The 24,559-nt window shown below is 74.1% G+C and carries 15 protein-coding genes; 6 read left to right on the top strand and 9 right to left on the bottom strand.

Annotated features, from left to right (window positions below; translation table 11 throughout):
• Position 1 precedes the first annotated feature (1 nt).
• From I4Q55_RS36855 to I4Q55_RS36845, 3 genes are all read right to left on the bottom strand, one after another.
• Positions 2–1,225 carry an AI-2E family transporter gene (locus I4Q55_RS36855; protein ID WP_206794742.1) on the bottom strand — a complete coding sequence of 408 codons (1,224 nt, stop codon included), beginning with the start codon at positions 1,223–1,225 and terminating at the stop codon, positions 2–4.
• 571 nt (positions 1,226–1,796) lie between these two features.
• The gene (locus I4Q55_RS36850; RefSeq protein ID WP_206794740.1) at positions 1,797–2,339 is read right to left on the bottom strand and encodes a cysteine hydrolase family protein; all 543 of its coding nucleotides are present in this window, start codon (positions 2,337–2,339) and stop codon (positions 1,797–1,799) included.
• Positions 2,336–3,454 (bottom strand): epoxide hydrolase family protein, encoded by a 1,119-nt coding sequence (locus I4Q55_RS36845; protein ID WP_206794739.1) that lies wholly within the window; start codon positions 3,452–3,454, stop codon positions 2,336–2,338. Before I4Q55_RS36845 ends, I4Q55_RS36850 begins: the two co-directional genes overlap by 4 nt.
• A gap of 64 nt (positions 3,455–3,518) precedes the next feature.
• On the opposite strand from I4Q55_RS36845, the gene I4Q55_RS36840 reads away from it, so the two are divergent.
• The 5 genes from I4Q55_RS36840 to I4Q55_RS36820 all read left to right on the top strand — a co-directional run bounded on the left by I4Q55_RS36840 (position 3,519) and on the right by I4Q55_RS36820 (position 8,282).
• On the top strand, positions 3,519–4,469 hold the full coding sequence (locus I4Q55_RS36840; protein ID WP_206794737.1) for a YafY family protein: 951 nt from the start codon (positions 3,519–3,521) through the stop codon (positions 4,467–4,469).
• A gap of 90 nt (positions 4,470–4,559) precedes the next feature.
• A complete protein-coding gene (locus tag I4Q55_RS36835) occupies positions 4,560–5,966 on the top strand; it encodes a DHA2 family efflux MFS transporter permease subunit (RefSeq protein ID WP_307793412.1) in 1,407 nt (468 codons plus the stop codon).
• The gene (locus I4Q55_RS36830) at positions 5,966–6,727 is read left to right on the top strand and encodes an isocitrate lyase/phosphoenolpyruvate mutase family protein (RefSeq protein WP_206794732.1); all 762 of its coding nucleotides are present in this window, start codon (positions 5,966–5,968) and stop codon (positions 6,725–6,727) included. Before I4Q55_RS36835 ends, I4Q55_RS36830 begins: the two co-directional genes overlap by 1 nt.
• Positions 6,728–6,777: 50 nt before the next feature.
• Positions 6,778–7,335, top strand: coding sequence for a maleylpyruvate isomerase family mycothiol-dependent enzyme (locus I4Q55_RS36825; RefSeq protein ID WP_206794730.1), 558 nt, complete (start codon positions 6,778–6,780; stop codon positions 7,333–7,335).
• A gap of 2 nt (positions 7,336–7,337) precedes the next feature.
• Entirely contained in the window at positions 7,338–8,282 is a 945-nt protein-coding gene (locus I4Q55_RS36820) for an RNA polymerase subunit sigma-70 (protein ID WP_206794822.1), read from the top strand.
• Positions 8,283–8,306: 24 nt separating this feature from the next.
• Here I4Q55_RS36820 and I4Q55_RS51090 read toward each other — a convergent pair whose 3' ends face one another.
• The 5 genes from I4Q55_RS51090 to I4Q55_RS36795 all read right to left on the bottom strand — a co-directional run bounded on the left by I4Q55_RS51090 (position 8,307) and on the right by I4Q55_RS36795 (position 11,787).
• Complete coding sequence (locus I4Q55_RS51090; RefSeq protein WP_206794727.1) at positions 8,307–9,014, bottom strand: hypothetical protein; 708 nt, start codon at positions 9,012–9,014, stop codon at positions 8,307–8,309.
• 69 nt (positions 9,015–9,083) lie between these two features.
• Positions 9,084–9,551, bottom strand: coding sequence for a hypothetical protein (locus I4Q55_RS36810; protein ID WP_206794725.1), 468 nt, complete (start codon positions 9,549–9,551; stop codon positions 9,084–9,086).
• 9 nt (positions 9,552–9,560) lie between these two features.
• Positions 9,561–10,208: a DedA family protein gene (locus I4Q55_RS36805; RefSeq protein WP_206794723.1), complete on the bottom strand. Its 648-nt coding sequence runs from the start codon at positions 10,206–10,208 to the stop codon at positions 9,561–9,563.
• Positions 10,209–10,477: 269 nt separating this feature from the next.
• The gene (locus I4Q55_RS36800) at positions 10,478–10,858 is read right to left on the bottom strand and encodes a bacteriophage spanin2 family protein (RefSeq protein ID WP_242547402.1); all 381 of its coding nucleotides are present in this window, start codon (positions 10,856–10,858) and stop codon (positions 10,478–10,480) included.
• A gap of 2 nt (positions 10,859–10,860) precedes the next feature.
• Positions 10,861–11,787: a TerC family protein gene (locus I4Q55_RS36795; RefSeq protein WP_206794719.1), complete on the bottom strand. Its 927-nt coding sequence runs from the start codon at positions 11,785–11,787 to the stop codon at positions 10,861–10,863.
• 185 nt (positions 11,788–11,972) lie between these two features.
• On the opposite strand from I4Q55_RS36795, the gene I4Q55_RS36790 reads away from it, so the two are divergent.
• On the top strand, positions 11,973–12,263 hold the full coding sequence (locus I4Q55_RS36790; protein ID WP_206794717.1) for a winged helix-turn-helix domain-containing protein: 291 nt from the start codon (positions 11,973–11,975) through the stop codon (positions 12,261–12,263).
• 33 nt (positions 12,264–12,296) lie between these two features.
• Here the strand turns inward: I4Q55_RS36790 and I4Q55_RS36785 are convergent, their stop codons facing one another.
• Positions 12,297–24,542, bottom strand: coding sequence for a non-ribosomal peptide synthetase (locus tag I4Q55_RS36785; protein ID WP_206794715.1), 12,246 nt, complete (start codon positions 24,540–24,542; stop codon positions 12,297–12,299).
• Positions 24,543–24,559: the final 17 nt, after the last annotated feature.

Here is a 24,559-nt window from a genome sequence, read left to right as displayed (position 1 = left end):
TTCAGCCGGGTTCGCTTTCGCGGCGCGGGGCGGAGAGCAACGCCTCGGCCCAGCGGGCCCGCGGGTCGACGTCCACCAGCAGGGCCTTGGCCAGCAGCGTCGCCGGCACGGCGAGCACCGCGCCGAGCGGGCCCAGCAGCCAGGTCCAGAACACCAGCGCCAGCACGGTGACCAAAGTGGACAGACCGACCGAGCCGGCCACGAACCGGGGCTGGACGAGGGACTGCACCACGAAGTTCAGCACGGCGTACACGACGAGCACGGCGAGCAGCCGGCGCCATCCGCCGTCGAGGAGCGCGATGACCGCGGGCGGGGCGACGCCGATCACGAAGCCGACGTTCGGGATGTAGTTGGTGACGAAGGCGAGCAAGCCCCACAGCAGGGCGCCCGGAACGCCGAGCAGGGCGAGCGCGGTGGTGTCGAGCGCGGCCACGACCCCGCCGAACACGGTCGTCACGACGAGGTACCGCCGGGTGCCCGTCGCGAATCCGCGCAGCGCGGCGGAGATCCACGGCCGGTCCCGCCCGATCCGGCCGAGGCGTTGCCCGGCCCAGGCGGTTTCGGCGCCGAGGAACAGCAGGAGGGCGAAGAGGAAGGCCAGGTTCGTGACCAGCCCGCCGACGCCGGCGAGCAGGGAGCCGGCCAGGCCGACGAGCTTCCCGGTGTCGACCGACGACAGCATGGCCCGCAGTTCGGGTTCCCCGACCCCGAGCCGGCCGAGGACGGTGAGGCCGTCGTGGAGCAGTTCGTCGACGCGGCCGGTGTAGCGGGGGAGCAGCGCCGACAGCTGGGCGACGGAGACGACGAAGACGAGGAAGAAGCCGACCAGGACGGCGTAGACGGTGACGACGAGCACGCCGACGGTCAGCCACCGCGGCCATCCGTTGCGCCGCAGCCAGGTGCGCACCGGATCGAGGGTGATGACGACGACGAGCGCGAGGAAGACGGGCCCGGCGAACCAGGCAACGGCCCGCACCCCGCCGAGCACGACAACCGCGGCGGCGGCGCCCAGCAGCACGACGAGCGCCCGGGGGAGCGGGGCACCGCCGGTCCCGTGACCGGACGCGGTCTCGGGAGGCCACGGAATTTTGTGGGGGAGCGGGGCACCGCCACTGCCGAACCGGTCGGCAAGTCCCCGGAAGGCGCGGCCCGCTCGCCGGTCCCGGGCCCGCCGGGGCCTGCGGAACCGGGAAGCCGGGACATCGGTGAGAGTGGCACGCACCATGCAAACCTCCGGAGACGAGCGGCGGCGAGGCCACGGTGCCGGGTCGCGGGTGCTTCGGCTTCACCTGGTGCGGGGGAAAGCGGCCGGGCGGGCTTGGAGGTGTGTGGGGGTGGCTCGGCTTGCCGGGGTGGGGCGGGCGGGTGTGGGTGCGCGGTGGTTGCGGGCGGCTTGTCGGGTCGGCGGCGGGCGTGGGGCGCCGGGTGGTTTGGCGGCTTGCCGGGGTGGGCGGCGGGCGCGCCGGTCGGTCGTGGGGCCGTGCGGGTGGCTCGGTTGGCTGGCGGGACTGGGGTTCGCGGGTGTGGGTGCGCGGTGGGTGGCGGGTGCCGTGTGGGTGGCTTGCCGGGGTGGGGCGGCGGGCGTGGGTGCGCCGGTCGGGTCGTGGCTGTTGTGCGGACGGCCCGGCTCCCGCCCCCGAAGCGCCCGCCTTGTCCACAACGGGGCCGGGCTGTGGACAAGGCAGGCCGACCAGCGGTTTGGCGCGGCTTTCCGTCAGACCCTCCCGATACGCTGGAGCGGGGACGGACCCCCAGGGAGGGCGGGTCCTGCCAGGCAGCCGCCGGCCCGGCCCGGTTTACCCCCACCCGGCGCAGTCGCGGACCTCGAAGCCACGACTCGGGAACACCCGCTCCACGAAGAACTCGTGCACCCCCGGATCCTCGTCGGCACACCCGTCCGCCAGCACCGAAACGCCGTACCCCCGGTCCGCCGCGTCGTACGCCGTCGCCGCGACCATCGCGCTCGTCGCCACTCCCGTCAGCGTCACCGCCGTGACCCCGCGGGCCCGGAGCACGAGGTCCAGGTCCGTGCCCGCGAACGCGCTCGCCCGGCGCTTGCGCACCACCACGTCCGCCGGCTCCACCGGCAGGGCCGGCTCGATACCCGGGGAGCCCTCGTGGAACACGTCCGCCGCCTCGAAGAACGCGGCGAACAGCGCGCTGTCCGGCGGCAGGTCCGCGCGGTTGACGCGGAACGCCGTCTGGACGTGCACCACCAGCGCTCCCGCCGCCCGTGCCCGGGGCAGCAGCTCGCCCACCGGTGTCAGCACCTGCCGCGTGAACGGGAACCGGTCCGTGATGCCCCGCTGCAGGTCGCCGATGATCAAAGCTTCGCTCATGCCCCCAGTTTGCCGAAGAACTCCCGGACGTCGGCCACCAGCAGATCGGGCGCTTCCAGCGCCGCGAAGTGGCCGCCACGCGAAAACTCCGACCAGTGGACGATCGTGTGCTCGCGGTCGAGGGCGCTGCGGATCGACACGTCCAGCGGGAACACCGCCACCCCCGTCGGCACCGGGGAGCGCGCGCTCGCGCCCCACGCGCCCGCGTGCGCGGTCTCGTAGTAGCAGTTGGCCGACGACCCGCCCGTGCCGGTCAGCCAGTAGAGCATCACGTTGGTGAGCATCAGGTCCCGGTCCACCGCGTCCTCCGGCAGCTCCGCCGCCGGGTCGGTCCACTCCTTGAACTTCTCCACGATCCACGCCAGCTGCCCCACCGGCGAATCGTGCAGCCCGTGCGCCAGCGTCTGCGGCCGGGTCGTCTGCATCGCCACGTAGCCGGCCCCCTCGGTCCGCAGGTACTCGAAGTGCTTCAGCCGTTCCTTCTCGGCTTCGGTCAGCTCGACGCCGTCGTCCGGGGCGCCGAAGGCGTAGAGCCCGTTCGCGTGCACGCCGACGACCTTGTCCGGGTTGAGCCGCCCGAGGCCCGGGCCGACGATCGCGCCGGTGTCGCCGCCCTGGACGCCGTAGCGGTCGTAGCCGAGGCGGTCCATCAGCTCGGCGAACGCCCGGGTGATCCGGCCGGTGTCCCAGCCCGCCTCGCGGGTCGGCCCGGAGAAGGCCGTGCCGGGGATCGAGGGGATCACCAGGTGGAACGTCTCGCTGAGCGGGCCGATCACGTTCAGGAACTCCACGACCGACCCGGGCCAGCCGTGGATCAGCAGCAGCGGCAGGGCGTCCGGCTCGGGCGAGCGGACGTGCAGGAAGTGGATGTCCTGCCCGTCGATCTCGGTGACGAACTGCGGGAACGCGTTCAGCCGCCGCTCGTGGGCGCGCCAGTCGTAGCCGTCGCGCCAGTACCCGGCCAGCTCCTTGAGGTAGCTCACCGGCACGCCGCGGCTCCAGCCGGCGCCGGGCAGGTCCGCCGCCCAGCGGGTGCGAGCGAGGCGGTCGTGCAGGTCGTCCAGGTCGGCTTGGGGGACGTCGATGGTGAAGGGCCGGATCTCGGTGTTTGCCATGACTCCAACCCTAGAAGCCGGTTAGGTCAACTTCGGTCCTAGGCGAAAGAGCAGAATGAAACCCATGTGGGAAACCTCGGCGCGGCTGCTGCGCCTGCTCTCGCTCCTGCAGACCCGGCGCGACTGGTCCGGAGCGGAACTGGCCGAACGCCTCGGCATCACGCCGCGGACCGTGCGCCGCGACATCGAGCGGCTGCGCGCGCTCGGCTACCCCGTGCTCGCCACCGCGGGCACCGCCGGCTACCGGCTGGGCGCCGGCGCGGCCCTGCCACCGCTGCTGCTCGACGACGACGAGGCCGTCGCCGTCGCGATGGGCCTGCGCACCGCGGCCGGCGGCTCGATCACCGGCATCGAGGAGACGTCGGTGCGGGCGCTGGCCAAGCTCGAGCAGGTGCTGCCGTCGCGGCTGCGCCACCGGATCAACGCTCTGCGGTCGGCGACGGTGCCGCTGGCCAACACCGGCCCCACCGCCGACCCGGACACGCTCACCGCGATCGCCGCCGCCGTCCGCGACTCGGTGCGGTTGCGCTTCGGCTACCGCGCCCACGACGGCACCGAGAGCGTCCGCACGACCGAGCCGCACCGGCTGGTGCACACCGGACGGCGCTGGTACCTCGTCGGCTGGGACGTCGACCGCGAAGACTGGCGCACCTACCGCGTCGACCGCCTCGACCCCCGGACGCCCACCGGGCCCCGGTTCACCCCGCGCACCCCGCCCGACCCGGACCTCGGCGGCTACACCTCACGGGCGATCTCGACGTCGGCCTACCGCTACCAGGGCCGGTTCACCCTGCACGTCAGTGCCGAGACCGCGGCCGAGCGCATCGCCCCCACCACCGCGGCGCTGGAGCCGATCGACGAGCACCGCTGCACCCTGCGCGCCGGCTCGGATTCGCTCGACGAGCTGGCGATCTACGTGGCCGGCAAGGGCTTCGACTTCGAGGTGCACGAGCCACCGGAGCTCGTCGGCCACATCCGGGCGCTGGCGGCCCGGTTCGGCCGGGCGACCGGCTGAACCGGCGGCACCGATTCCTTCGGGGCCCGCGCGGTGTCCAAGTCTCCGGAAGCGGCGAAACCGCCGGTGCCCGGAGGCAAGGAGACACGAGTGCACACCAGGACTTCACCCACACCGGTGACCGCCGGGCCGGCCCGGCGAAGGTGGGTGCTCGCCATCACGTCGGTCGCGTCGCTGATGGTCGTCCTCGACGCGCTGGTCGTGGCGACCGCGCTGACGGCGATCAAGAACGACCTCGGCGCGTCGGTCACCGAGCTCGAATGGACGGTCAACGCCTACGGCCTGAGCTTCGCCGTCCTGCTTCTGACGGCGGCGGCCGCCGGTGACCGCTGGGGACGGCGCCGGGTCTTCGCGGCCGGGGTGACGCTGTTCGCGGCGGCGTCGCTGGTCTGCGCGGTCGCGCCCGACGTGGCCGTGCTGATCGCCGGGCGGGTGCTGCAGGGCGCCGGGGCCGCGTTCGTCATGCCGCTCGCGCTCGCCCTGCTCGGCGCCGCGTACCCGCCGGAACTCCGCGCCAAGGCCCTCGGCGTCTTCGCCGGGATCAGCGGGGTGGCGGTGCCGCTCGGGCCGCTGCTCGGCGGCGCGGTCGTGGAGGGCGTCTCGTGGCCGTGGATCTTCTGGATCAACGTCCCGATCGGCGCGGTGCTGGCGTCCTTCGCGCTGACCCGGACCGAGGAGAGCCACGGCCCGGACCCGGCCCTCGACGTTCCGGGCCTGCTGCTGGCCGGCGCCGGCTCGTTCGGGGTGGTGTGGGGCCTGGCCCAGGGCAACTCGGCGGGCTGGACCGCGGTGGCGACGCTGGCGCCGCTCGCGGCGGGCCTCGTGGCGCTCGGCGCGTTCGTGGGGTGGCAGCGGCGGGCCGCCCACCCGATGCTGCCGCCGCACCTGTTCCGCTCCCGCCGGTTCGCCGCGGGCAACGCCGTGATCTTCTGCCACTGGGCATCGGCGCTGGGCGCCGTGTTCTTCATGGCCCAGTTCCTGCAGGAGGGCCTGGGGTACGGGCCACTGGCCGCCGGGCTCGGGCTGGTGCCGTGGGGACTGACGACGACGGTCGTCCCGCAGCTGGCGGGCCGGCTGGTCGGCCGGTTCGGCGAACGGCCGTTCATCGTGGCCGGGCTGGGACTGCACGGCCTGGCCATGCTCTGGCTCGCCCTGGTGGCCGGGCCGGGGATCGGCTACTGGGTGATCGCCGTGCCGCTCGTGCTGTCCGGGACGGGGATCGCGATGTGCCTGCCGGCGGCGCAGAGCGCGGTGCTGACGTCGGTCGCGCCGCGGTTCCTCGGCAAGGCGTCCGGCGCCTTCAGTGCGATGCGGCAGCTCGGCGGGGCGTTCGGGGTCGCGGTCATGGTGGCCGGGTTCTCGCTGGCCGGCGGCTACGCGTCGAGCGCGGAGTTCTCGGCCGGGTTCAGCGTCGCCGCCGTGCTGAGCGCCGTCCTCGCCGGGGTGGGCGGGCTGGCCGGTTCCGTGGTTCCCCGTCGTTCCGAAGGAGCCGAGTGATGGCTGACCCGAAGGCCGATCTGCTGCGCGAACTGCACCACGGGAAGCTCCTGGTGCTGCCGAACGCGTGGGACGAGGCGAGCGCTTCACTGGTCGTCGAGGCCGGGTTCCCGGTGGTGGCGACGTCGAGCGCGGCGGTGGCCGACGCGCTGGGGTACGAGGACGGCGAGCGGGCGCCGTGGCGGGAGATGTTCGCCGCCGTGGCGCGGATCGCCCGCGCGGCGCCGGTTCCGGTGACGGTGGACGCCGAGGCGGGCTACGGCCTGGCGCCGGACCAGCTCGTCGCCGAGTTGCTCGCCGCCGGGGCGGCGGGGTGCAACCTGGAGGACACCGACCACCGGACCGGGGGACTGGTGCCGGCGGCGGCCCAGGCGGACCGCTTGGCCGGAGTCCGCGCGGCGGCGGGAGCGGCGTTGGTCGTCAACGCGCGGATCGACACTTTCCTGCCTTCCAGGGGGTTTTCCGGGGCCGAGCGGACGGCGGAGGCGATCCGGCGTGGCCGGCTCTACCGCGCGGCGGGGGCGGACTGCGTGTACCCGATCGGGGTTTCGAGCGCGGCCGACCTGGGGGAGGTGGTCGACGGCGTGGGCGGGCCGGTCAACGGGAACACTGGTGCCGAGCTGGACTTGGCCACCCTGGCGTCGCTGGGGGTCGCCAGGGTGTCCTTCGGGCCCCGGTTCTACCGAGCGGGGTTCGCGGCGATGCGCGACGGGCTCGGGGAGCTGCGCCGCGCGGCGGGGATGGCGGTGCCGGGTGCGTGACGCCGAATCCCGTTGCGCGGCACGCCGCCCTGGGGACGCGGAGGTGCCGGATGCCCGCCGATGAGGTGATGCTCACCGCCGCCCTCGACTACGCCGTCGCGTCGGCGGCCGGGGTCGGGCTCGCCGATCTCGGCCGCCCCTCGGCCTGCGCCGGCTGGACCGTCGCCGACGCGCTGGCCCACCTCACGCGGTCCCTCCGCTGTGTCGCGACCTCGCTCGCCTCCGGCGCCGTCCCGCCGGCCCCGTCGCCGCGGACCGGGCCGGTCACCGCCCGGAAGCTCCGGCGCGACCTCGGCCGGGCGGCGGCCGCGCTCGCGTCCGCGGCGACCGATCTGCGCGGCCGGCGCGCGGTCGCCGTCGACGGGCTGCCGCTGCCGTGTCACCGGCTGCTCGTCGTGGGCGCGCTCGAAGCCGCCGTCCACGGCTGGGACGCGAACCGGGCCCGGCCGGTCCCCGACGACCTCGCCGTCCGGTTGCTCGCCGCACTGCCGTCGGTGCTCGACCGGGGTACCCGCCGGGGCATGTTCGCCGAGCCCGTCGCCCTGCCGCCGGGGCACCCGCCCGGCGTCCGCCTGCTCGCCGCCCTCGGGCGGGATGATCGACGATGACCATGACGGACGAGGAGCGTGTGGTGTCTTCCGAGGAGCGGCTGCGGGACGAGTTCGGCTCGCTGCGCCCGGCGCTGGTCGCGCACTGCTACCGGATGACCGGGTCCTATCAGGACGCCGAAGACGTCGTCCAGGAGACCTACCTCAAGGCCGCGCGGGGTGTGGACGCCTTCGAGGGCCGGTCGTCCCTCAAGACGTGGCTCTACCGGATCGCGACCAACACCTGCCTCACCGAGCTGAACCACCGGAGCCGGCGCGTGCTGCCGTCCGGGCTCGGGGCGCCGTCGGACGACCCCGGGGCGCACGTCTTCGCCGACGACTCGATCGCGTGGCTGGGACCGCTGCCCGACGCAGTGCTGGGCGACCCGGGCGAGGTCGTCGTCCGGCGCGAGTCCGTCCGGCTCGCGCTGGTGGCCGCGCTGCAGCACCTGCCACCCCGGCAGCGCGCGGCTTTCCTGCTGCGCGAAGTGCTTTCGTGGTCGGCCGCCGAGATCGCGGACGTCCTCGGCATCAGCGTGCCCGCGGTGAAGAGCCTCCTGCAGCGCGCCCGCGTCCGGCTCGACGAGCTGGACCCGGAGGCCAGGCTGCCGGAGCCGGCCGAGCGCGCGCTGCTCGACCGCTACATCGCGGCGTTCGAGACCGAGGACACCGCGGCGCTGCGAGCCGTCATCCAGGACGACTTCAGCCTCGAAGCCGTGCCGCACCCGGTGTGGTTCCGGGGCGTGGGCGTGTGCCTGCCGTTCATGGAGCGCGCGTTCGCAGGGCGGGGCGGCGCCGTGCGGCTGCTGCCGACCCGCGCGAACGGCCAGCCCGCAGCGGGCAGCTACCTGCGCGGGCGAGCCGACGGGCTGTGGGTTTTCACGATCACTTCCGGCAGGTTCGCACGGGCGGTCAAGTTCCACGACCCGCGGCTGGTGACGGTGGCCGGGCTGCCGGCTCGGCTCTAGGACCTGTCTCGCGGTGGCTGGGTTTCAGGCGCGCTTTGGTTGCCCTGCAATGGTTTCCGGTTTTCTGGGTTTCATGCACGATCGAGTGATGACCCTGTGTTCGATGGCCGGTAGTTTGGAGGTATGACCAGCGATGCGGCTCTCTCCTCCGAGGCGGTGGCTCTTGCCGACCGCATCGGTGAGTTGGTCGCGCGCATGCGGTCTGCTGAGGCCGAACTTGGTGCGGTGCTGGTGGAAATCGAACAGCGCGGGGTGATGGAGCTGTTCGGCTACCGCTCCGCCGCCCGGCTGGCTCCCGCGACCGGTGTTGCGGCTCGGGCGGGGCGGTTGAGTAACCCGATGATCGATGTGATCACCTCTGTGCTGAGCCAGGTTCCGCCCGAGCATTGCGTGAGTGCTGAGGCCAACCTGCTGGCTTTCGCCGAGGAGGCCGGGCACAAGCAGGTCGCTGCCCTCGGTGCCCGCATCCTCGCTCACCTCGCCCCCGACGGCCCCGAACCCGTGGTTCCCACCCGGGAACTGTTCCTGCGCCTTAAAAGAACCGGGGTCTGGGAATTGAGCGGCCGGTTCGATGATGAGACCGGCACCCGTGCGAACGCGTTGTTGGATGCTCTGGCCGAGCGCCGCACCGGGGATGAGGGTCCCGACTTCCGCACCACCCCACAGCGCTACGGCGATGCCTTCTCCGACGCCGACAACCCCGGCGCAACAACCTCCACGAACCACTCCCATTCACAGCCTGACCACGGGACAGGCCCACACCCACGAGCACACCAGCTCGACACGGCTGCGATTGAGGCCCTAGTGGGCGATCAGCTTCACGCCCACGACGGCGAGCGCGATCGCCACCTCGACGACGAAGAGCAGCAGCTTGACCGGCCACCGGACGGTGGTCCGCCGCGTCGCGAGCAGGGCCAGCGTGGCGATGGTGAGCACCAGCGACAGGGCGGCGATCCACAACGCGGTGTCGAGCGGCAGCCAGCCGAGCGCCGCGGCGCCGACGCAGAGGACGGGCAGCAGTGCCGTCTCCAGGACGTGGCCGGTGGCCGTCAGGATGTGGCGGAGGTCGTCGCCGCGGGGGAAGCTGCCGTGGGTGATGCGGTGCGCGCTGACGTCGGCGAACCCGCCGGCCAGGCAGAGCGCGCCCATCGCGGCCCCGATTTCGGCGACGGCTTCGCCCGCGGACGTGCCGGCGGTGTAGTTCAGCAGGAGGAGCACGGTCGACAGACCCACCAGTGTCGCGTACACGCGTTCCCGCAGGGCGTTCATGCCCGAACTTTAGACGTGCTTGCGTCCCCGCACCCGGCGGACCACGAACAGGCCGACGGCAACGGCGATCGCGGCGAAAACGACGTACTGGAAGATCGACGCATACCGCTCGACGACCGCCCAGTTTTCGCCGAGCAGATAGCCCGCGACGACGAACCCGGTGTTCCAGACGAGGCTGCCGGCGGTGGTGTAGAGCAGGAACCGCCCGAACGGCATGCGTTCGACGCCGGCGGGCACGGAGATGAAGCTGCGGAAGAGCGGGATCATGCGTCCGAAGAAGACGGCTTTGCCGCCGTGCCGGGCGAACCACGCGGCGGTCCGGTCGAAATCGTCGGTCTTGACGAGCGGAATCCGCCCGACGAGCCGGCGCGTGCGGTCGTGCCCGAGCCGCAGCCCGAGCAGGTAGACGACAACGGCACCGGCAACGGAGCCGAGCGTGGTCCAGAAGAGGGCACCACCGAGCGAGAAGGCCCCCCGCCCGGCGGCGAACCCGGCGAGCGGCAGGACGAGTTCACTGGGAAGCGGAGGAAAGAGGTTGTCGAGCCCGACGACAAGGGCGGCCCCGGGCCCACCGAGAGATTCCATGAGCCCGACGGCCCACCCGGCCACCCCAGTCAGCTCCCCGGCGGCAGCAGTGGGGGCGGGGGAAACGGACATGAGGGCTCCTGGGGTGGGGATCGCGGGGACGGGCGGGGCATGGCGGGCAGCCCCGACCCGGCTGGGTCAGGCCTGGCCGGCTGGGGGCGGGGTTGGCTTGGGCGGGGTTGGCTGGGGCGGGCCTGCCGGGCACCTGAACCCGGCTCGGCGGAGCCGGCGAGGACACCCGCCTCCGCTGACCCGCGGACGCCCGACCAGCCTCCGCCGATCCGGCCGCCGATCCGGTCGTCGCCCGGCCGAGCCACTCAGGGCCCGGCCGAGCCGGGCACTCACCCGCCGCAAGCCTTGGTCAGCGCCGTCACCTGGTCCGCCTTCTTCTGGACCCACTCCGCCGGTGTCTTCACCAGGCTGTCGACCGTTGTCTCGCGCATGGTCGTTGCCAGGTTGTTGATCGCCTCCGCTGCCGACGTGTTCGCCGCCTTGGCTGCCAGGCCTGTCAGCTCTTCCGCCGATGCGTGGGCTTTGTCGGCCGCCGCCTGGGGGTTTGTCACGTCCAGGTTGGCCGTTGCTATGCGGAGCGCGTCCGCGCAGACCGCTGCCGTCGAGGCCGCGTTGCTCACCTGGCCCGCCGTCTCCGCCACGCCGCAGCCGGTGAGCGTCAAGACCAGGCCGCCGGCCAGCGCGGCCGTTGTGAAGCGAGTGAAATTCATCATCATCCTTTCGGGGAAACCGGAGTTCGAGTGCGGATCAAGCTGGCGGCGACCGCCGTGGCGAGGATGGCCGCCACCACGCCCAGGGACAACGCCGTCGGGATCTTCCAGATGTCCAGGAGCAGCATCTTCACGCCGACCCAGACCAGCACCAGCGCCAAGCCGACCTTCAGGTACACGAACCGGTGCATCACGTCGGCGAGCAGGAAGTACATCGCCCGCAAGCCCAGCACCGCGAAGGCGTTCGACGTGAACACCAGGAACGGTTCCTGGGTGACCGCGAAGATCGCCGGAATCGAGTCGACCGCGAAGACGACGTCGGTGACCTCGATCAGCACCAGGACCGTCAGCAGCGGCGTCGCCACCCAGCGGCCGGCCTGGCGCACCAGGAACTTGCCGCCGTGGTCGCCGTCGGTCGACGGGACGATCCGGCGGAACAGCCGCAGCACGCGGTTCTGCTCGTAGTCGACCGTCTCGTCCCGGTGCCTGGCCATCCGGATGCCGGTGACGACCAGGAAAGCGCCGAAGACGTAGAGGATCCAGGAAAAACTCGCGATCAGCACCGAGCCCGCGGCGATGAACACCGCCCGGAACACCAGGGCACCGATCACGCCGTAGAACAGGATGCGGTGCTGGTATTCGCGGGGGACGGCGAAGTAGCCGAAGATGATCGCGAACACGAAGACGTTGTCGACCGCCAGGGACTTCTCGATGACGTAGCCGGCGAAGTACTGGCCCGCGAACTCCGCGCCCCAGACCCACCAGACCACGGCACCGAAGGCGAGCCCCAGGACCACCCACGCGCCCGACCACGCGAGCGCCGACCGGACGCCGACCACGGGTGTGCGGCGGTGGGCCAGCAGGTCGACCGCGAGCATGGCCAGGATGACGCCGAGCACGGCGACCCAGGCCCAGAACGGGACGGTCACGAGATACTCCTCCGGTTCGGTGACGAACCGGAGGTCTCCCCGATCACCCGAAGGTGACGCCGGCACCGGGCCGCACATGTGCAGCCGGATTGACGATGCCGGACCGGGCGGGTACTCCCCTCCGCTGCCACCAGAATGACGAACTGGACTTCGTCTGTCAAGTTCGGACGGTTAATGTGACGGGTATGGCTTCGTGGACGTTCCTCAGCAACCACGCGCACGTCCTGCTGTGCGTCGCCGCGGATCCCGACCGGACCCTGCACGACATCGCCGAGCGGGTCGGGATCACCGAGCGCGGCGTGCAGCTCATCCTCGCCGACCTGATCGCCGAGGGCTACTTGGAGCGCGAGCGCGTCGGCCGGCGCAACCACTACAAGATCCACCCGGAAGGCCGGCTACGTCACCCGTTGGAGGCGCACCACCGGGTGGCCGACCTGGTCGCGGCGCTGGGCGCCGAACCCGCGACGCCGGCGTGAAACCCGGCGTGACCGCGTCACCGGCGAACGTGATCACCACCCGTCGAGACCTTCGCCGAGTTCGTCCAGCTCGTCCCGGCCGAGTCCGGGCAGGGTAAGCCCGGCGGCGCCCGTGCCGGCCGTGGGCAGTGCCGCCACCGCGGCCGCCCAGCCGTCGGCGAGTTCGTGCGCCTCTTCGTCGGTGAGGCAGTTTCCCGCCCAGCTCCAGTGGGCGACGAGCCGGAGCCCGCTCGGGCCGTCCTCGAGGGCGGCGTTCACCGTGAGCACGGCCGGTACCGCCATTCCCGGGCCGGCTTCGGGCACCGGGGACGGTTCCGGCGCCACCGCCCAGTCGGCCGGGGCCCCGGCCGGGTAGCGGCCGAGGTAGTTGAAGGCGATTTCGGGATCCGCGCCGAGCACGTCGCCGTCCTCCGGGTGCAGGAAGCGAAGCAGACCGTAGCCCAGCCGGTCGGCCGGCCCGGCCCGCAGCTGCTCCTGCGTCCGGCGCAGCACGTCGTGGACCGCGTGGGGGTCGGTCCACGGCCGGGTGCCGCCCGCCGGTCCCGGGTCGAGCCGGACCGGGTACACGGTCGTGAACCAGCCGACCGTGCGGGTCAGGTCGAAGTCGTCGCGCCCGTGTCCTTCGAGCGTCACCGTCAGCGCGCTGCCCTGGTCGCCCCGGCGTCGCCGGAAGCCCGCGGCCGCCAGCGCGAGTGCTGCCAGCAGGCGCTCCAGGATTCCCGGTGTCCCGGCCGCCAACGTCGAAGCGGGCAGGTCCAGCCGCAGCCGGCGCAGCGTCGCGGCCGTGTCCCGTGCCGGGTCGAGGGGCCGCCCGAGCCACGGCCGGACGTCCCGCGTCACCTCCGCCCAGCGCTCGCGGTCGGCCGTCACCTCGGGCAGCCGCGCGGTCAGGAGCCGGGCCCACTGCCGCACGGACGTGCCCACCGGCTCGAGGACCGGGACCGCCGCCGCGCGCACGGCCGTCCACGCCGTGGCCAGGTCCTCCAGGAGGATCCGCCACGAGACGCCGTCCACGGCGAGGTGGTGCACCACCAGCAGCAGGCGGCCGCGCTCGGCGGGCCCGGCGTCGAACCAGACCGCCCGGACCAGCTCGCCCGCCGCCGGGTCCAGCTCCGCCTGGGCGGCGGCGCCGTGCCGGGCCAGCTCGGTTCGCACGGCCTCCGGTCCGAGCCCGGTGACGTCCACAGTGGACACCCGCACCGTCACCGAGCCGGGCGGCCGGACCTCCAGGCCGTCGCCGGTGTCGACGAGCCGGAGCGCGTCGTGGTGGTCGAGCAGCGCGGCCAGCACGGCGTCCAGTTCCGCCGGCCCGATCCCGGCCGGGGTCTGCACGAGCATCGACTGGTTGAACCCGGCAGCCGACCCGCCGGTGCGGCGCAGCCAGGCCACCATCGGGGTGTCCTCGACGGGTCCGACCGGGTCGATGTCCGCCGTGGTCCCGCCGCGCACCGGCTCGGCGGCCTCGGCCATCTTCGCCGCGGTCCCGCCGAGCAGGACGTCACGCGGATGCAGCGTCCACCCCGCCTTGCGGGCCCGGCTCACCACCTGCAGGGCGATGATGCTGTCGCCGCCCAGGTCGAAAAAGCTGTCTTCGGCACCCACCGACGCCAGCCCGAGCACGTCGGCCAGCACGGCGCAGAACACCCGCTCCGCCTCCGTGCGGGGCTCGGCGGCGCCGCTCTCGAACCGCGGAGCGGGCAGCGCGGCCCGGTCGAGTTTCCCGTGCGGTGTCCGGGGAAACTCCGGCAGCCGGATCACCGCCGCGGGCACCATGTGCTCGGGCAGGCGCCCGCGCAGGTACTCGCGCAGCGGGGCGTCGTCACCGACGTAGTAGGCCACCAGCTGCCGCCGCCCCGGCCGGTCCTCGCGGAGGAGCACCGCGGCCTGCCGGACCGCGGGGTGGCCGGCGAGGACCGCCTCGACCTCGCCGGGCTCGACCCGGAAGCCGCGGAGCTTCACCTGGTCGTCGGCGCGGCCGAGGTAGGCGAGCGTGCCTTCGGCCGTCCACGCGGCGAGGTCGCCGCTGCGGTAGAGCCGGGCACCGTCCGGGGCGGCGACGAACCGTGACGCGGTCGGCCCGGGACGGCCGAGGTAGCCGCGGGACACCTGCGCGCCGCCGAGGTAGAGCTCACCGGGGACCCCGGGTGGGACCGGCCGCAGCCACTCGTCGAGCACGTGGGCCGTCGTGTTGGCCAGGGGGCGCCCGATGGTGAGCCGGGCGCCGGTCTCCAGGGGCTCGGTGATCGTGACCGAGACGGTGGTTTCGGTCGGCCCGTAGGCGTTGACCATCCGGCGGCCCGGCGCCCAGCGGTCGGCCAGCCCGGGCGGGCACTCCTCCCCGGCGGTCATCAGCGTGATCCCCTCGGGCAGCCCGCCGGGCGGCAGGGTCGCCAGCACCGTGGGCGGCAGGGCGACGAAGTTCGCGCCCGTCTCGGCCACCAGCCGCGCCAGCGGCTCGCCGGGGACGCGCTGCTCCGCCGGCACCGGTACCAGCACCGCGCCCGCGAGCAGTGCCACGAGGATTTCACCCGTTGCGGCATCGAACCCGAGCGGCGCGAACTGCAGGAGGCGGGTGCCGCGGTCGATCCCGAACCGTCCGATGTGATCGGCGACCAGCGCCACGATGTTGCGGTGCTCGACGACGACGCCCTTGGGCGTCCCGGTCGAACCGGACGTGAAGATGACGTAGGCCGCGTTGTCCGGCCGCAGCGGCACTTCCGGCGCCGTCGCGGGCCCGTCGCCCACGAGGTCGCCCGGGGTGAGCACCACCGTGGGCCGCGCGTTCTCCAGCAGGTGGGCGATCCGTTCGGCCGGGTAGGCGGGGTCGACGGTCAGGTAGGCGGCCCCGGACTTGAGGACCGCGAGCAGCGCCACGATCAGTTCGATCGACGGCGGCAGCTGCAGCGCGACGATCCGGTCCGGGCCCGCACCCTTCCCGATCAGCACGTGGGCCAGCCGGTTCGCGCGCTCGTCGAGCTCGCGGTAGGAGATCTCGGTGCCGTCGAAGAGCACCGCGGTGTCCTCGCCGCGCTCAGCCGCCGTGGCCGCGAACCACGCGGGCACCGTGGTGGCCGGGAGCCGGCGGCGGGGGCCGTGGGACGCGGCGAGGACGAGGTCGCGTTCGGCGGGGGTGAGCACGTCGATCCCGCCCGCCATCGCGTCCGGGGCGGCCACCGCGGCCGCGAGGACCCGGACGAGCCGGGCGGTCAGGGCCTCCGCGGTCGAGCGGTCGAAGAGGTCGGTGGCGAATTCGAGGTACCCCCGCATGCCCTCGCCGCGGCGGGGGACGAGGGCGAACGACAGGTCGAACTTCGCCGTCCCGGTGCCGGCCGGGACGATCTCGGCTGTCAGGCCGGGCAGGTCCAGGCGCGGCTCGGCCGTGGTCTGGAACGCCAGCAGCACTCCGAACGGCCGCCGCCCGTTCGTCACCCGGGCGAACGGGACGTCCTGGTGGGCCAGCGCGGCGACGTCGGTTTCGCGCACCCGGCCGAGCAGCTCGCGGAAGGTCGGCCGCCCCGACAGGTCCACCCGCAGCACCAGGGTGTTGGCGAACAGGCCGATCAAGTCGTCGAGAGCGGTGTCGCCGCGGCCGGCCACCGGCGTGCCGATCGCGATGTCCGAGCCCGCGCCCAGCTTGCCGAGCAGGGTGACCAGCGCCGCGTGCACCACCATGAACTCGGTCACCCCGGCGGCCGCCGCGAGGTCGGTGATCCCGCGGTGCAGCCCGGCTTCGACGGCGAATTCGACGACGTCGCCGCGGTGCGACGGCGTGGCGGGACGCGGCCGGTCGGTGGGCAGCGGTAGCTCCTCCGGCAGGCCGTCGAGGGCCCGCCGCCAGAACTCCACCTGCTCGTCGTCCGGCCGTTCCCGCTGCGCCAGCACGTGATCCGCGTACTGCAGGGGCAGCGGGGCCCAGTCCGGCGCCTGCCCCCGCGCCCGGGCCGCGTAGGCCCGCGAGAGGTCCCGGGCCAGCGGGTCCAGCGACCAGCCGTCGGCGGCGACGTGGTGCACGACAACGGAAAGCACGTGCTCGTGCTCGCCGAGGACGAACAGGTGGGCGCGCAGTGGAAGGTCTTCGGCGAGGTCGAACGGCTCGCGTGCGTGGGCCGCGACGGCGGCGCCGAGCGCCTCGGCGGTGACCTCGGTGACGGGCAGTTCCGGCGAAACCCGGTCGCGGATCACCTGGTGAGCCACGCCGTCGGTGTCGGCGACCACGGTCCGCAGGCTTTCGTGGCGGGCGACGACGTCCGCCAGCGCCGCGCCGAGGGCTTCGCGGTCGAGCGGACCGGAAAGCCTTACGGCGGCAGGGATGTTGTACAGGGGAGACGGGCCGGAAAGGCGCTGCTCGACCCAGATCCGCTCCTGGGCGGGCGAAAGCGGCAGGCGGTCCGGACGCGGCGGCCGGGCCGCGCTCACCAGGGGGGCCGCCGCGGCCGCCCGTTCGATCGCCGTCAGCAGCTTCGCCGCCGTCGGCTCTTCGAACACCGCCCGGACGCTCAGCGCCACCCCGAAGTCCGCGTGGATCCGCCCCACCAGCCTCGCGGCCAGCAGGGAATGCCCGCCCAGCTCGAAGAAGCCGTCCTCCGGCGAAACCCGGTCGACGCCCAGCACGTCGGCGAACAGCGCGCACAGCTTCTCTTCGGCCGTGGTCCCGGGCCGCCGTCCTCGCCCGCCCGAGAAGACCGGGCCGGGCAACGCCCGCCGGTCCAGCTTGCCGTGCGGGGTCAGCGGGAGGTCCCGCAGTACCAGGAACGCCGAGGGCACCAGGTACGAGGGCAGTTGCGTCCGGGTCCACGCGCGCAGCTCGTCGACGTCGAGCGCGGCGCCCGCCGCCGGGACGACGTAGGCGACCAGCTGCGTCTCGCCCCGCCGGTCCGGCGCCGCCCCGGCCGCGACCTCGCCGACCGCGGGGTGCCCGGCCAGCACGGACTCCACCTCGCCGGGCTCGATCCGGTACCCGGAGATCTTGAGCTGGCTGTCGGCCCGGCCGGCGAACTCGAGCTCGCCGGTGTGGCTCCACCGGCCCAGGTCCCCGGTCCGGTACATCCGCTCGCCGTCGCCGAACGGGCAGGCGACGAACCGGCCGGCGGTGAGCCCGGCGCGGCCGAGGTAGCCACGGGCGAGTCCCGGCCCGGCGACGTACAGCTCGCCGGGCACGCCGGCGGGGACCGGCCGCAGGCCCCGGTCGAGCACGAACACCCGCAGGTCGGGCAGCGGCACCCCGATCGGGCTGCCGTCGTGCGTCACGGCGTCCGCGCCGAGCTCCCGGTAGGTCACGTGCACGGTCGTCTCGGTGATCCCGTACATGTTGACCAGCAGCGGGGCTTCGCCGGACCGCCGGCCGTACCAGTCCGCCAGGCGGCGCGGTTCGAGCGCTTCGCCCCCGAAGATCACGGTGCGCACCGCGGGCCGGTCCCAGTCCTGCGGCCGGTCCGCGGTGAGGTGCAGGAAGGCCGACGGGGTCTGGCACACCGTCGTGACCCGCTCCTCGGCGAGCAGCCGCCGGAAGTCCCGCGGCGTCCGGGCGGTGTCGAGGGGCACCACGACCAGGCGCCCGCCGTGCAGCAGGGCACCCCAGAGCTCCCACACCGAGAAGTCGAACGCGTAGGAGTGGTAGAGGGTCCAGACGTCGTCCGGCCCGAAGCGGAACCAGCGGGCGGCCGAGGCGAAGAGGCGGGTCACGTTGGCGTGCGAGACGAGCACGCCCTTCGCCCGGCCGGTCGAGCCGGAGGTGTAGATGACGTAGGCGAGCTGGCCCGGCAGGATCCGCCGTCCGGGCGGTGTCCGCGGGTGCCTGGCGAGCCCGGGGTCGTCGAGTGCCAGGCAGGGGACCCCGGTCTCGACCGCGTGGGGGCTGATCACCAGAAGCGGCTCGGCGTCGCCGAGCACGTGGGCGAGGTGGCCTTCCGCGCATTCCGGGTCCAGCGGCAGGTAGGCACCGCCGGCCTTCAGCACCGCCAGGATGGCGACGACGAGGTCCACCGAGCGGGGGAGCAGCAGCGCGACCAGCCGGTCGGGGCCGACGCCCCGGGCGATCAGCGCGTGCGCCAGCCGGTTGGCCCGCGCGTCCAGCTCCCGGTAGGTGACCTGCTCGCGGCCGCAGGTGACGGCGACGCGGTCCGCCGAAGCCGCCACCTGCGCCTGCCAGAGGTCCACCAGCGTCGTCGTGACGTCTTCGCGGGCGGGCTGCCGGGCGGGCTCGGCGCCCAGGTCCAGCGTGACGGCCGCGGCATCCGGGTTTGCCAGGACGGCTTCGACGGCCGCCTCGAAGCAGGCCCGCACCTCGGCCGGTCCGGTCGGGCCGAACAGCCCGGCCGCGTAGCTCAGCTCGCCGGAGGTGTCCTCGCTCCGCCGGATCAGGTCGCGGACCGTCACCGAGCCCGGCACCGCCGGCACGTCGTCGCCGAGACCCAGTTTGGCGACCAGGACCGTCCACACCGCCCGCGCCGCGGCGTCGGGGGACACCCCGGCCTCCGCCGCGAGCCCGGCCAGCCGCTCGCGGGCGGCCGGCAGCTCGACCGGCACCCGCCCGGGGAGGGCCGGGGGAGGCACCCGGGTGCCACCTGCCGTGCGCTCCAGCCGGGGCAGCGCGGCCCGGTCGAGCTTTCCGTGCGCGGTCACCGGGAACGCGTCGACGGGCACGAACCCGGCGGGCACCATCACGGCGGGCAGCCGGCCCGCCGCGTGGGCGCGCAGCACGTCGGTGTCGCACGCGTGACCGGGCGCGGCGACGACGTAGGCCACCAGCTCCTGGCCGCCCGCGGCGTCGGGCAGGGCCAGCACGACGGCCTCGGCGACGGTGTCGTGGTCCCGCAGCGCGGCTTCGATCTCGCCCGGTTCGATCCGCACCCCGCGGATCTTGACCTGGTGGTCGGCCCGGCCCAGGTACTCGATCTCGCCGTGGCGGTTCCAGCGGGCCCGGTCCCCGGTCCGGTAGATGCGCTCGCCGTCGCCGAACGGGCTCGCCACGAACCGTTCCGCGGTCAGCCCCGGGCGGCCCCGGTACCCGCGGGCGAGCTGGACCCCGGCGAGGTACAGCTCCCCGGGTGCGCCGGGCGGCACCGGCCGCAGCCGGTCGTCCAGCACGTACAGCCGGGTGTTCCACACCGGCCGCCCGATCGGCACCACCGGCAGCTCCCGGTCGGGCGGCGACGCCCACGCCGTGACGTCGATGGCGGCCTCGGTCGGGCCGTAGAGGTTGTGCAGCTCGGCGGCGAGCTTCGCGTGGAACTCCGCGCGCAGCGGCGGGGAAAGCGCTTCCCCACTGCAGTAGACGCGCCGCAGGCTCGGGCACCCGGCGGGGTCGGCCGCTCCCAGGAACTCGCGCAGCATGGACGGCACGAAGTGCAGGTCGGTCACGGCCTCGCGGCGGATCACCTCGGCCAGGTACCACGGGTCGCGGTGCCCGTCCGGGCGGGCCACGACCAGCGTCGCCCCGGTGACCAGGGGCCAGAAGAACTCCCACACCGACACGTCGAACCCGCAGGAGGTCTTCTGCAGCACGCGGTCGCCGGCGGACAGCCCGTAGGCGCCCTGCATCCACAGCACGCGGTTCGCCAGCGCCGCGTGGGACACCACGACCCCCTTCGGCCGTCCGGTCGAGCCCGAGGTGTAGAGCACATAGGCGGCGTTGCTCCCGTGGGGTCGGGCTTCCGGCAGGGGCCGCGACGGCGGGAGGTCGTCGTCGAGCGAGAGCACCGGACTGTCCACAGTGGCCGGAACCAGCGCGGCGGCGGTGGCGTTGGTGACCACCAGCACCGGCGCGGCGTCGCCGAGCAGGTGCCCGATCCGCTGGGCGGGGTAGTCCGGGTCGACCGGCAGGAACGCCGCGCCCGACCGCGCGATCGCGTGCAGTGCCACGATGAGCTCCACCGAGCGCGGCAGCACGACGGCCACCACCCGCTCCGGTCCCGCCCCGGCCGCCACGAGCGCCCCGGCCAGCCGGTCGACCCGGGCCGCCAGGTCCGCATACGTGACCGTTTCGCCTTCGAACACCACGGCGGGTGCGTCCGGGGTCGCCACGGCCTGGGCGGCGAACAGCTCCGGCATCGTCACGGCCGGGACCGGGTGCCCGGTGTCGTTCCACGCGGTCACCACCTGGTGCCGCTCGTCATCGGCCAGGACGTCGATGCCGGAGATCGGCCGCCCGGGTGCCGCCGCGACGGCTTCGAGCACCCGGGTCAGCCGGCCGGCCAGCCGCTCGGCGGTGCCCGCGTCGAACAGGTCCGCGCGGTACTCCAGCGCGCCCGCGAGCCCGGCGGGCTCGCCGTCTTCGAAGGACTCCGCGTAGTCGAGCAGCAGGTCGAACTTCGCGGTAGGGGTGTGCAGCTCTTCGACCGTGGCCCGGACGCCGGCCAGGTCGCTGTGCCGGTCCGCCTGCGCCCGGGCGACGACCATCACCTGGAACAGCGGGTTGCGCGTGAGGGAGCGTGCCGGGTTGAGCGCGTCCACGACGAGCTCGAACGGCACGTCCTGGTGGGCGAACGCGGCCAGGTCGGTCTCCCGGACCCGGGCCAGCAGCGCGTCGAACGACGGGTCGCCCGAGACGTCGGTGCGCAGCACCACCGTGTTGACGAAGAAGCCGACCAGGTCGTCCAGTGCCGCCTCCGCCCGGCCCGCGCAGGCCGTGCCGATCGGGATGTCGGTGCCGGCGCCCAGTTTCGCCAGCAGCACGGCGAAAGCCGCCTGGACCACCATGAAGACCGTCGCGCCGCCGCGGTGGGCGAGGTCGCCGAGCCCGGCGTGCAGCTCGGCGTCCACCGCGAACGGCACCCGGCCGCCGTCCGCCGACGGAGCCGCCGCCCGGGGCCGGTCGAAGGGGAGCGGCAGCTCGTCCGGTACCCCGGCCAGCGCGGCCCGCCAGAAGTCCAGCTGGCGGCGCACGACACTGTCCGGATCGGACTGCGAGCCCAGCATTTCCCGTTGCCACACCGCGAAGTCCGCGTACTGCGCGGGCAGCTCCGGCGGGGCCGGGATCCCACCACTCGCCCGTGTCTCGTAGGCGGCGGTGAAGTCGCGCCACACCGGGGCCCACGACATCGCGTCACCGGTGATGTGGTGCATCACCAGCAGCAGGACGTGGTTCTCCGGCGCGAGGCGGAACAGCCGGGCCCGCAACGGCAGGTCCGCCGCCAGGGCGAACGGCCGCCGCACGGCCACCGCCACGGCGGCGTCGAGGTCGGCTTCGGCGATCGGCACCGTGTCGAACGCCAGGCGCCGCAGTGCCGTGTCCGGGTCGAGGACGTGCTGGTACGGCACCTGCTCGTGGGCCGGGAACACCGTGCGGAGGCTTTCGTGCCGGGTGAGCACGTCGCCGAGGGCCAGGTGCAGCGCCGCCGGGTCGACCGGGCCGGACAGGCGCACGAGCACAGGGACGTGGTACGCGGAGCCGGCTTCACCGAGCTCTTCGAGGAACCACAGCCGCTGCTGGGCGTAGGACAGCGGCACCCGGTCCGGCCGCTGGGCCGTCCGCAGTGCCGGGCGGGCCGAGCCGCCGTGCGCCGCGATCGTCGCGGCCAGTGCCGCCACGGTCGGCGCTTCGAACACGGCCGAAACACCCAGGTTCGTCCCGAACACCTCGCGGATCCGCCGGACCAGCCGGATGGCGAGCAGCGAGTGCCCGCCGAGGGCGAAGAAGTCGCCTCCGCCGGCGGGGTGCCCCAGCACTTCCGCGAACAGCTCCGCGAGCGTTTCTTCGCGCTCGTCGCGCGGCTTGCCCCCGGGCACGGCGGGCCACGCCGGTTCCGGCAGCCGCCCGCGATCGATCTTCCCCTTGCGGTCCAGCGGAATCCGGTCGACGGTCGTGACCAGGACCGCCGGCTTCACCGCGGCCGGGAGCCCGGCGGTCAGCACCGCCCGCGCGGCGGATTCGTCCGGTTCGCCCTCGACGTAGCCGACCAGGAACGGCTCTCCCGACGGGGCCGGGCGCACTACCGCGACGGCGTCGCGCACGCCGCCGAGCCCGCGCAGCGCGGCCGCGATCGCGCCGAGGTCCAGGCGCACCCCGCGGAGGCTCGCGGCGTCGACGTACTCCAGATCACCGGTGGTGGTCCAGCGGGCCCGGTCGCCGGTCCGGACCATCCGCGACCCCGGCGGGCCCGCCGGATCGGCGACGAACCGGGCCGCGGTGGCCGCGGGGTCGCCCGCGAGGCCCCGGGCCACCCCGGCACCGCCGACGTACACCTCGCCCGTGACGCCCGCCGGCAGCGGCCGCAGATCCGGGCCCAGCACGGCGATCCGGGTGTTGCGCACGGTTCGTCCGATGTGGACGGCGCCGGAGCACTCGGTGAGGCCGTATGCCGTGGGGGTGACCTCGGCGACCGGACCGCCGTCCCCGGCGATCCGCACCCGGCCGCCCACCGCCAGCGCGGCGAACAGCTGCCACACCGAGCGGCCGGACGTCAGCGGCGCGTCCAGCAGCACAGTGCCGGCCGCGGTGATCCCCAGCTCCTCGATCCGGGCCCGGAGCTGGTTCATCAGCCCGGCGTCGCAGACCACCGGGCCGTTGACGAAGGCGGCGCTGCTTTCGTGCCTCGGCACGAAAGCGAACTCCGTGGCTTCGGGAAGGTCTTCGACGACGAGCAGCCGCAGGCCGGGAACGCGCGCGGCGATCTCCTCCGCCGTCGCACGCCACCGCAGGCCGGTCACCAGGAACCCGGCGTCGCAGCCCGCGAGATCGGCCGGCTCCGCCGGGTCCACCGGCACGTATGCTCCACCCGCTGCCCACACGCCCAGCACCGCGCCCGCGAACCCGCCGCCGGGCTCACCCATGACGCCGACGACGGACTCGGGCCCCGCCCCGGCCGCCACCAGACCGGCGCCGACCTTGCGGGCGAGGCCCAGGAGCTGCCCGTACGACCACGCTCCCTCGCCGGCCAGCACGGCTTCCGTGTCCGGCGCGGTTTCCGCCACCGCGCGCAGCAGCTCGCCGAGGTGCTCGGTGGGACGTGGTTCGCCGTCGCCCCACGGTGGCCGGGCCGGACCGGCTTCGAGCCGGGCCAGCGGCCGGTCGTCGGCGAAGTTCGCGAACTCCGCGAGGAACTCCACGAACAGCCGCAGCAGCCGGTCCAGCTCGTCGCCGGTGTACAGCGCCGGGTTGGCGTTGACGTCGAGGAAAAGCCCGTCGCCTTCGGTCTCGCCGACGATGAACTCGAGGTCGTCCACGGGACCGGTGGACAGCACGCGTCCGGTCGCGACGCAGCCGCCGAACGAGCGCACCTGGCCCAGCCCGAGGACGTTCACGGCCGGACCGAACGGGCGGACGTCGCCCGGCAGTCCCAGGTGGCCCCGCACCAGGCGGCCGCGGTACCGCTGGTGCCGCACCGTGCGCCGGACCTCCGCCGCGGTGCGGGCGAGCAGCTCGCCGCGGGTCAGGTCCGGGCGGACGGTCAGCGGCAGGGGCAGGGGGTTCGCCAGCACGCCGGGAATCCGCCGCGTGGCCGCACCGCGGCGGCCGGTCGTCAGCAGGGTCAGCAGCACGTCCGGCGACCCGGTCATCCGCCGCACGAAGGCCGCGGTCGCCGCGACGACCAGTTCGGGCAACGCCACCCGCGCCTGCCACGCGCTTTCCTTCAGCCGCTCGGAGTCGGCGCGGGACAGCCACGCCGACCGCCGCACGACGTCCGTCGCGAGCACGGGGGCGCGGGTGGAGAGGCTGATCAGCTCCGGCGGGTCAGGGAAGCGCTCCGTCCACAATGCACGGTCGGTGTCGAACTCGGCCGAGCCGCTGTGGTAAGTACGATCGTCGTCGACGAGGACCGCCAACGGCGGCAACGCGTCGTCGTCCGACGGGCGGCCCGAGACGAGCGCGTCGTAGACGTCGGTCAGCCGCTTCAACAGCAGTCCCTGGCTGAAGCCGTCGGCGGCCAGGTGGTGCAGGCACATGAAGAAGCGCCATCGCCCCGGGCCGAGCCGGTAGAGCACGCAGCGGGGCACGAGCGGCACGGAAGGGTCGAACGGGGTCCGCACGCCGGCCCACATCAGCGCTTCGGCCGCCGCGGCCGGGTCCGGTTCCCCGCTCAGGTCCAGCACCGGGACGTCCACGCCGGCGGGCTCGACCACCTGGCGGGGTTCCTCGCCCACCACCTCGAAGCGCACCCGCAGCGTTTCCGCTTCGCGCACGACCTGCCGCACCGCCGCGGTCCACAGCTCGGGGTCGAACGGTCCCCGGATGTCGTAGTACCCGGCGACGTTGAAGATCGCCTTGTCGCGGGCTTCTTCCCAGCGGTACCACAGCTCGGTCTGCGCGGCGGTCAGGGGTAAGACGACGCGGCTGGCCATGCTGGCGGCTCCTCTGC

It is taken from the genome of Amycolatopsis sp. MtRt-6 (assembly GCF_017308975.1).
In the GTDB taxonomy this organism is placed as follows: Bacteria; Actinomycetota; Actinomycetes; order Mycobacteriales; family Pseudonocardiaceae; genus Amycolatopsis.
This window is presented reverse-complemented; position numbering and strand designations above follow the sequence as displayed.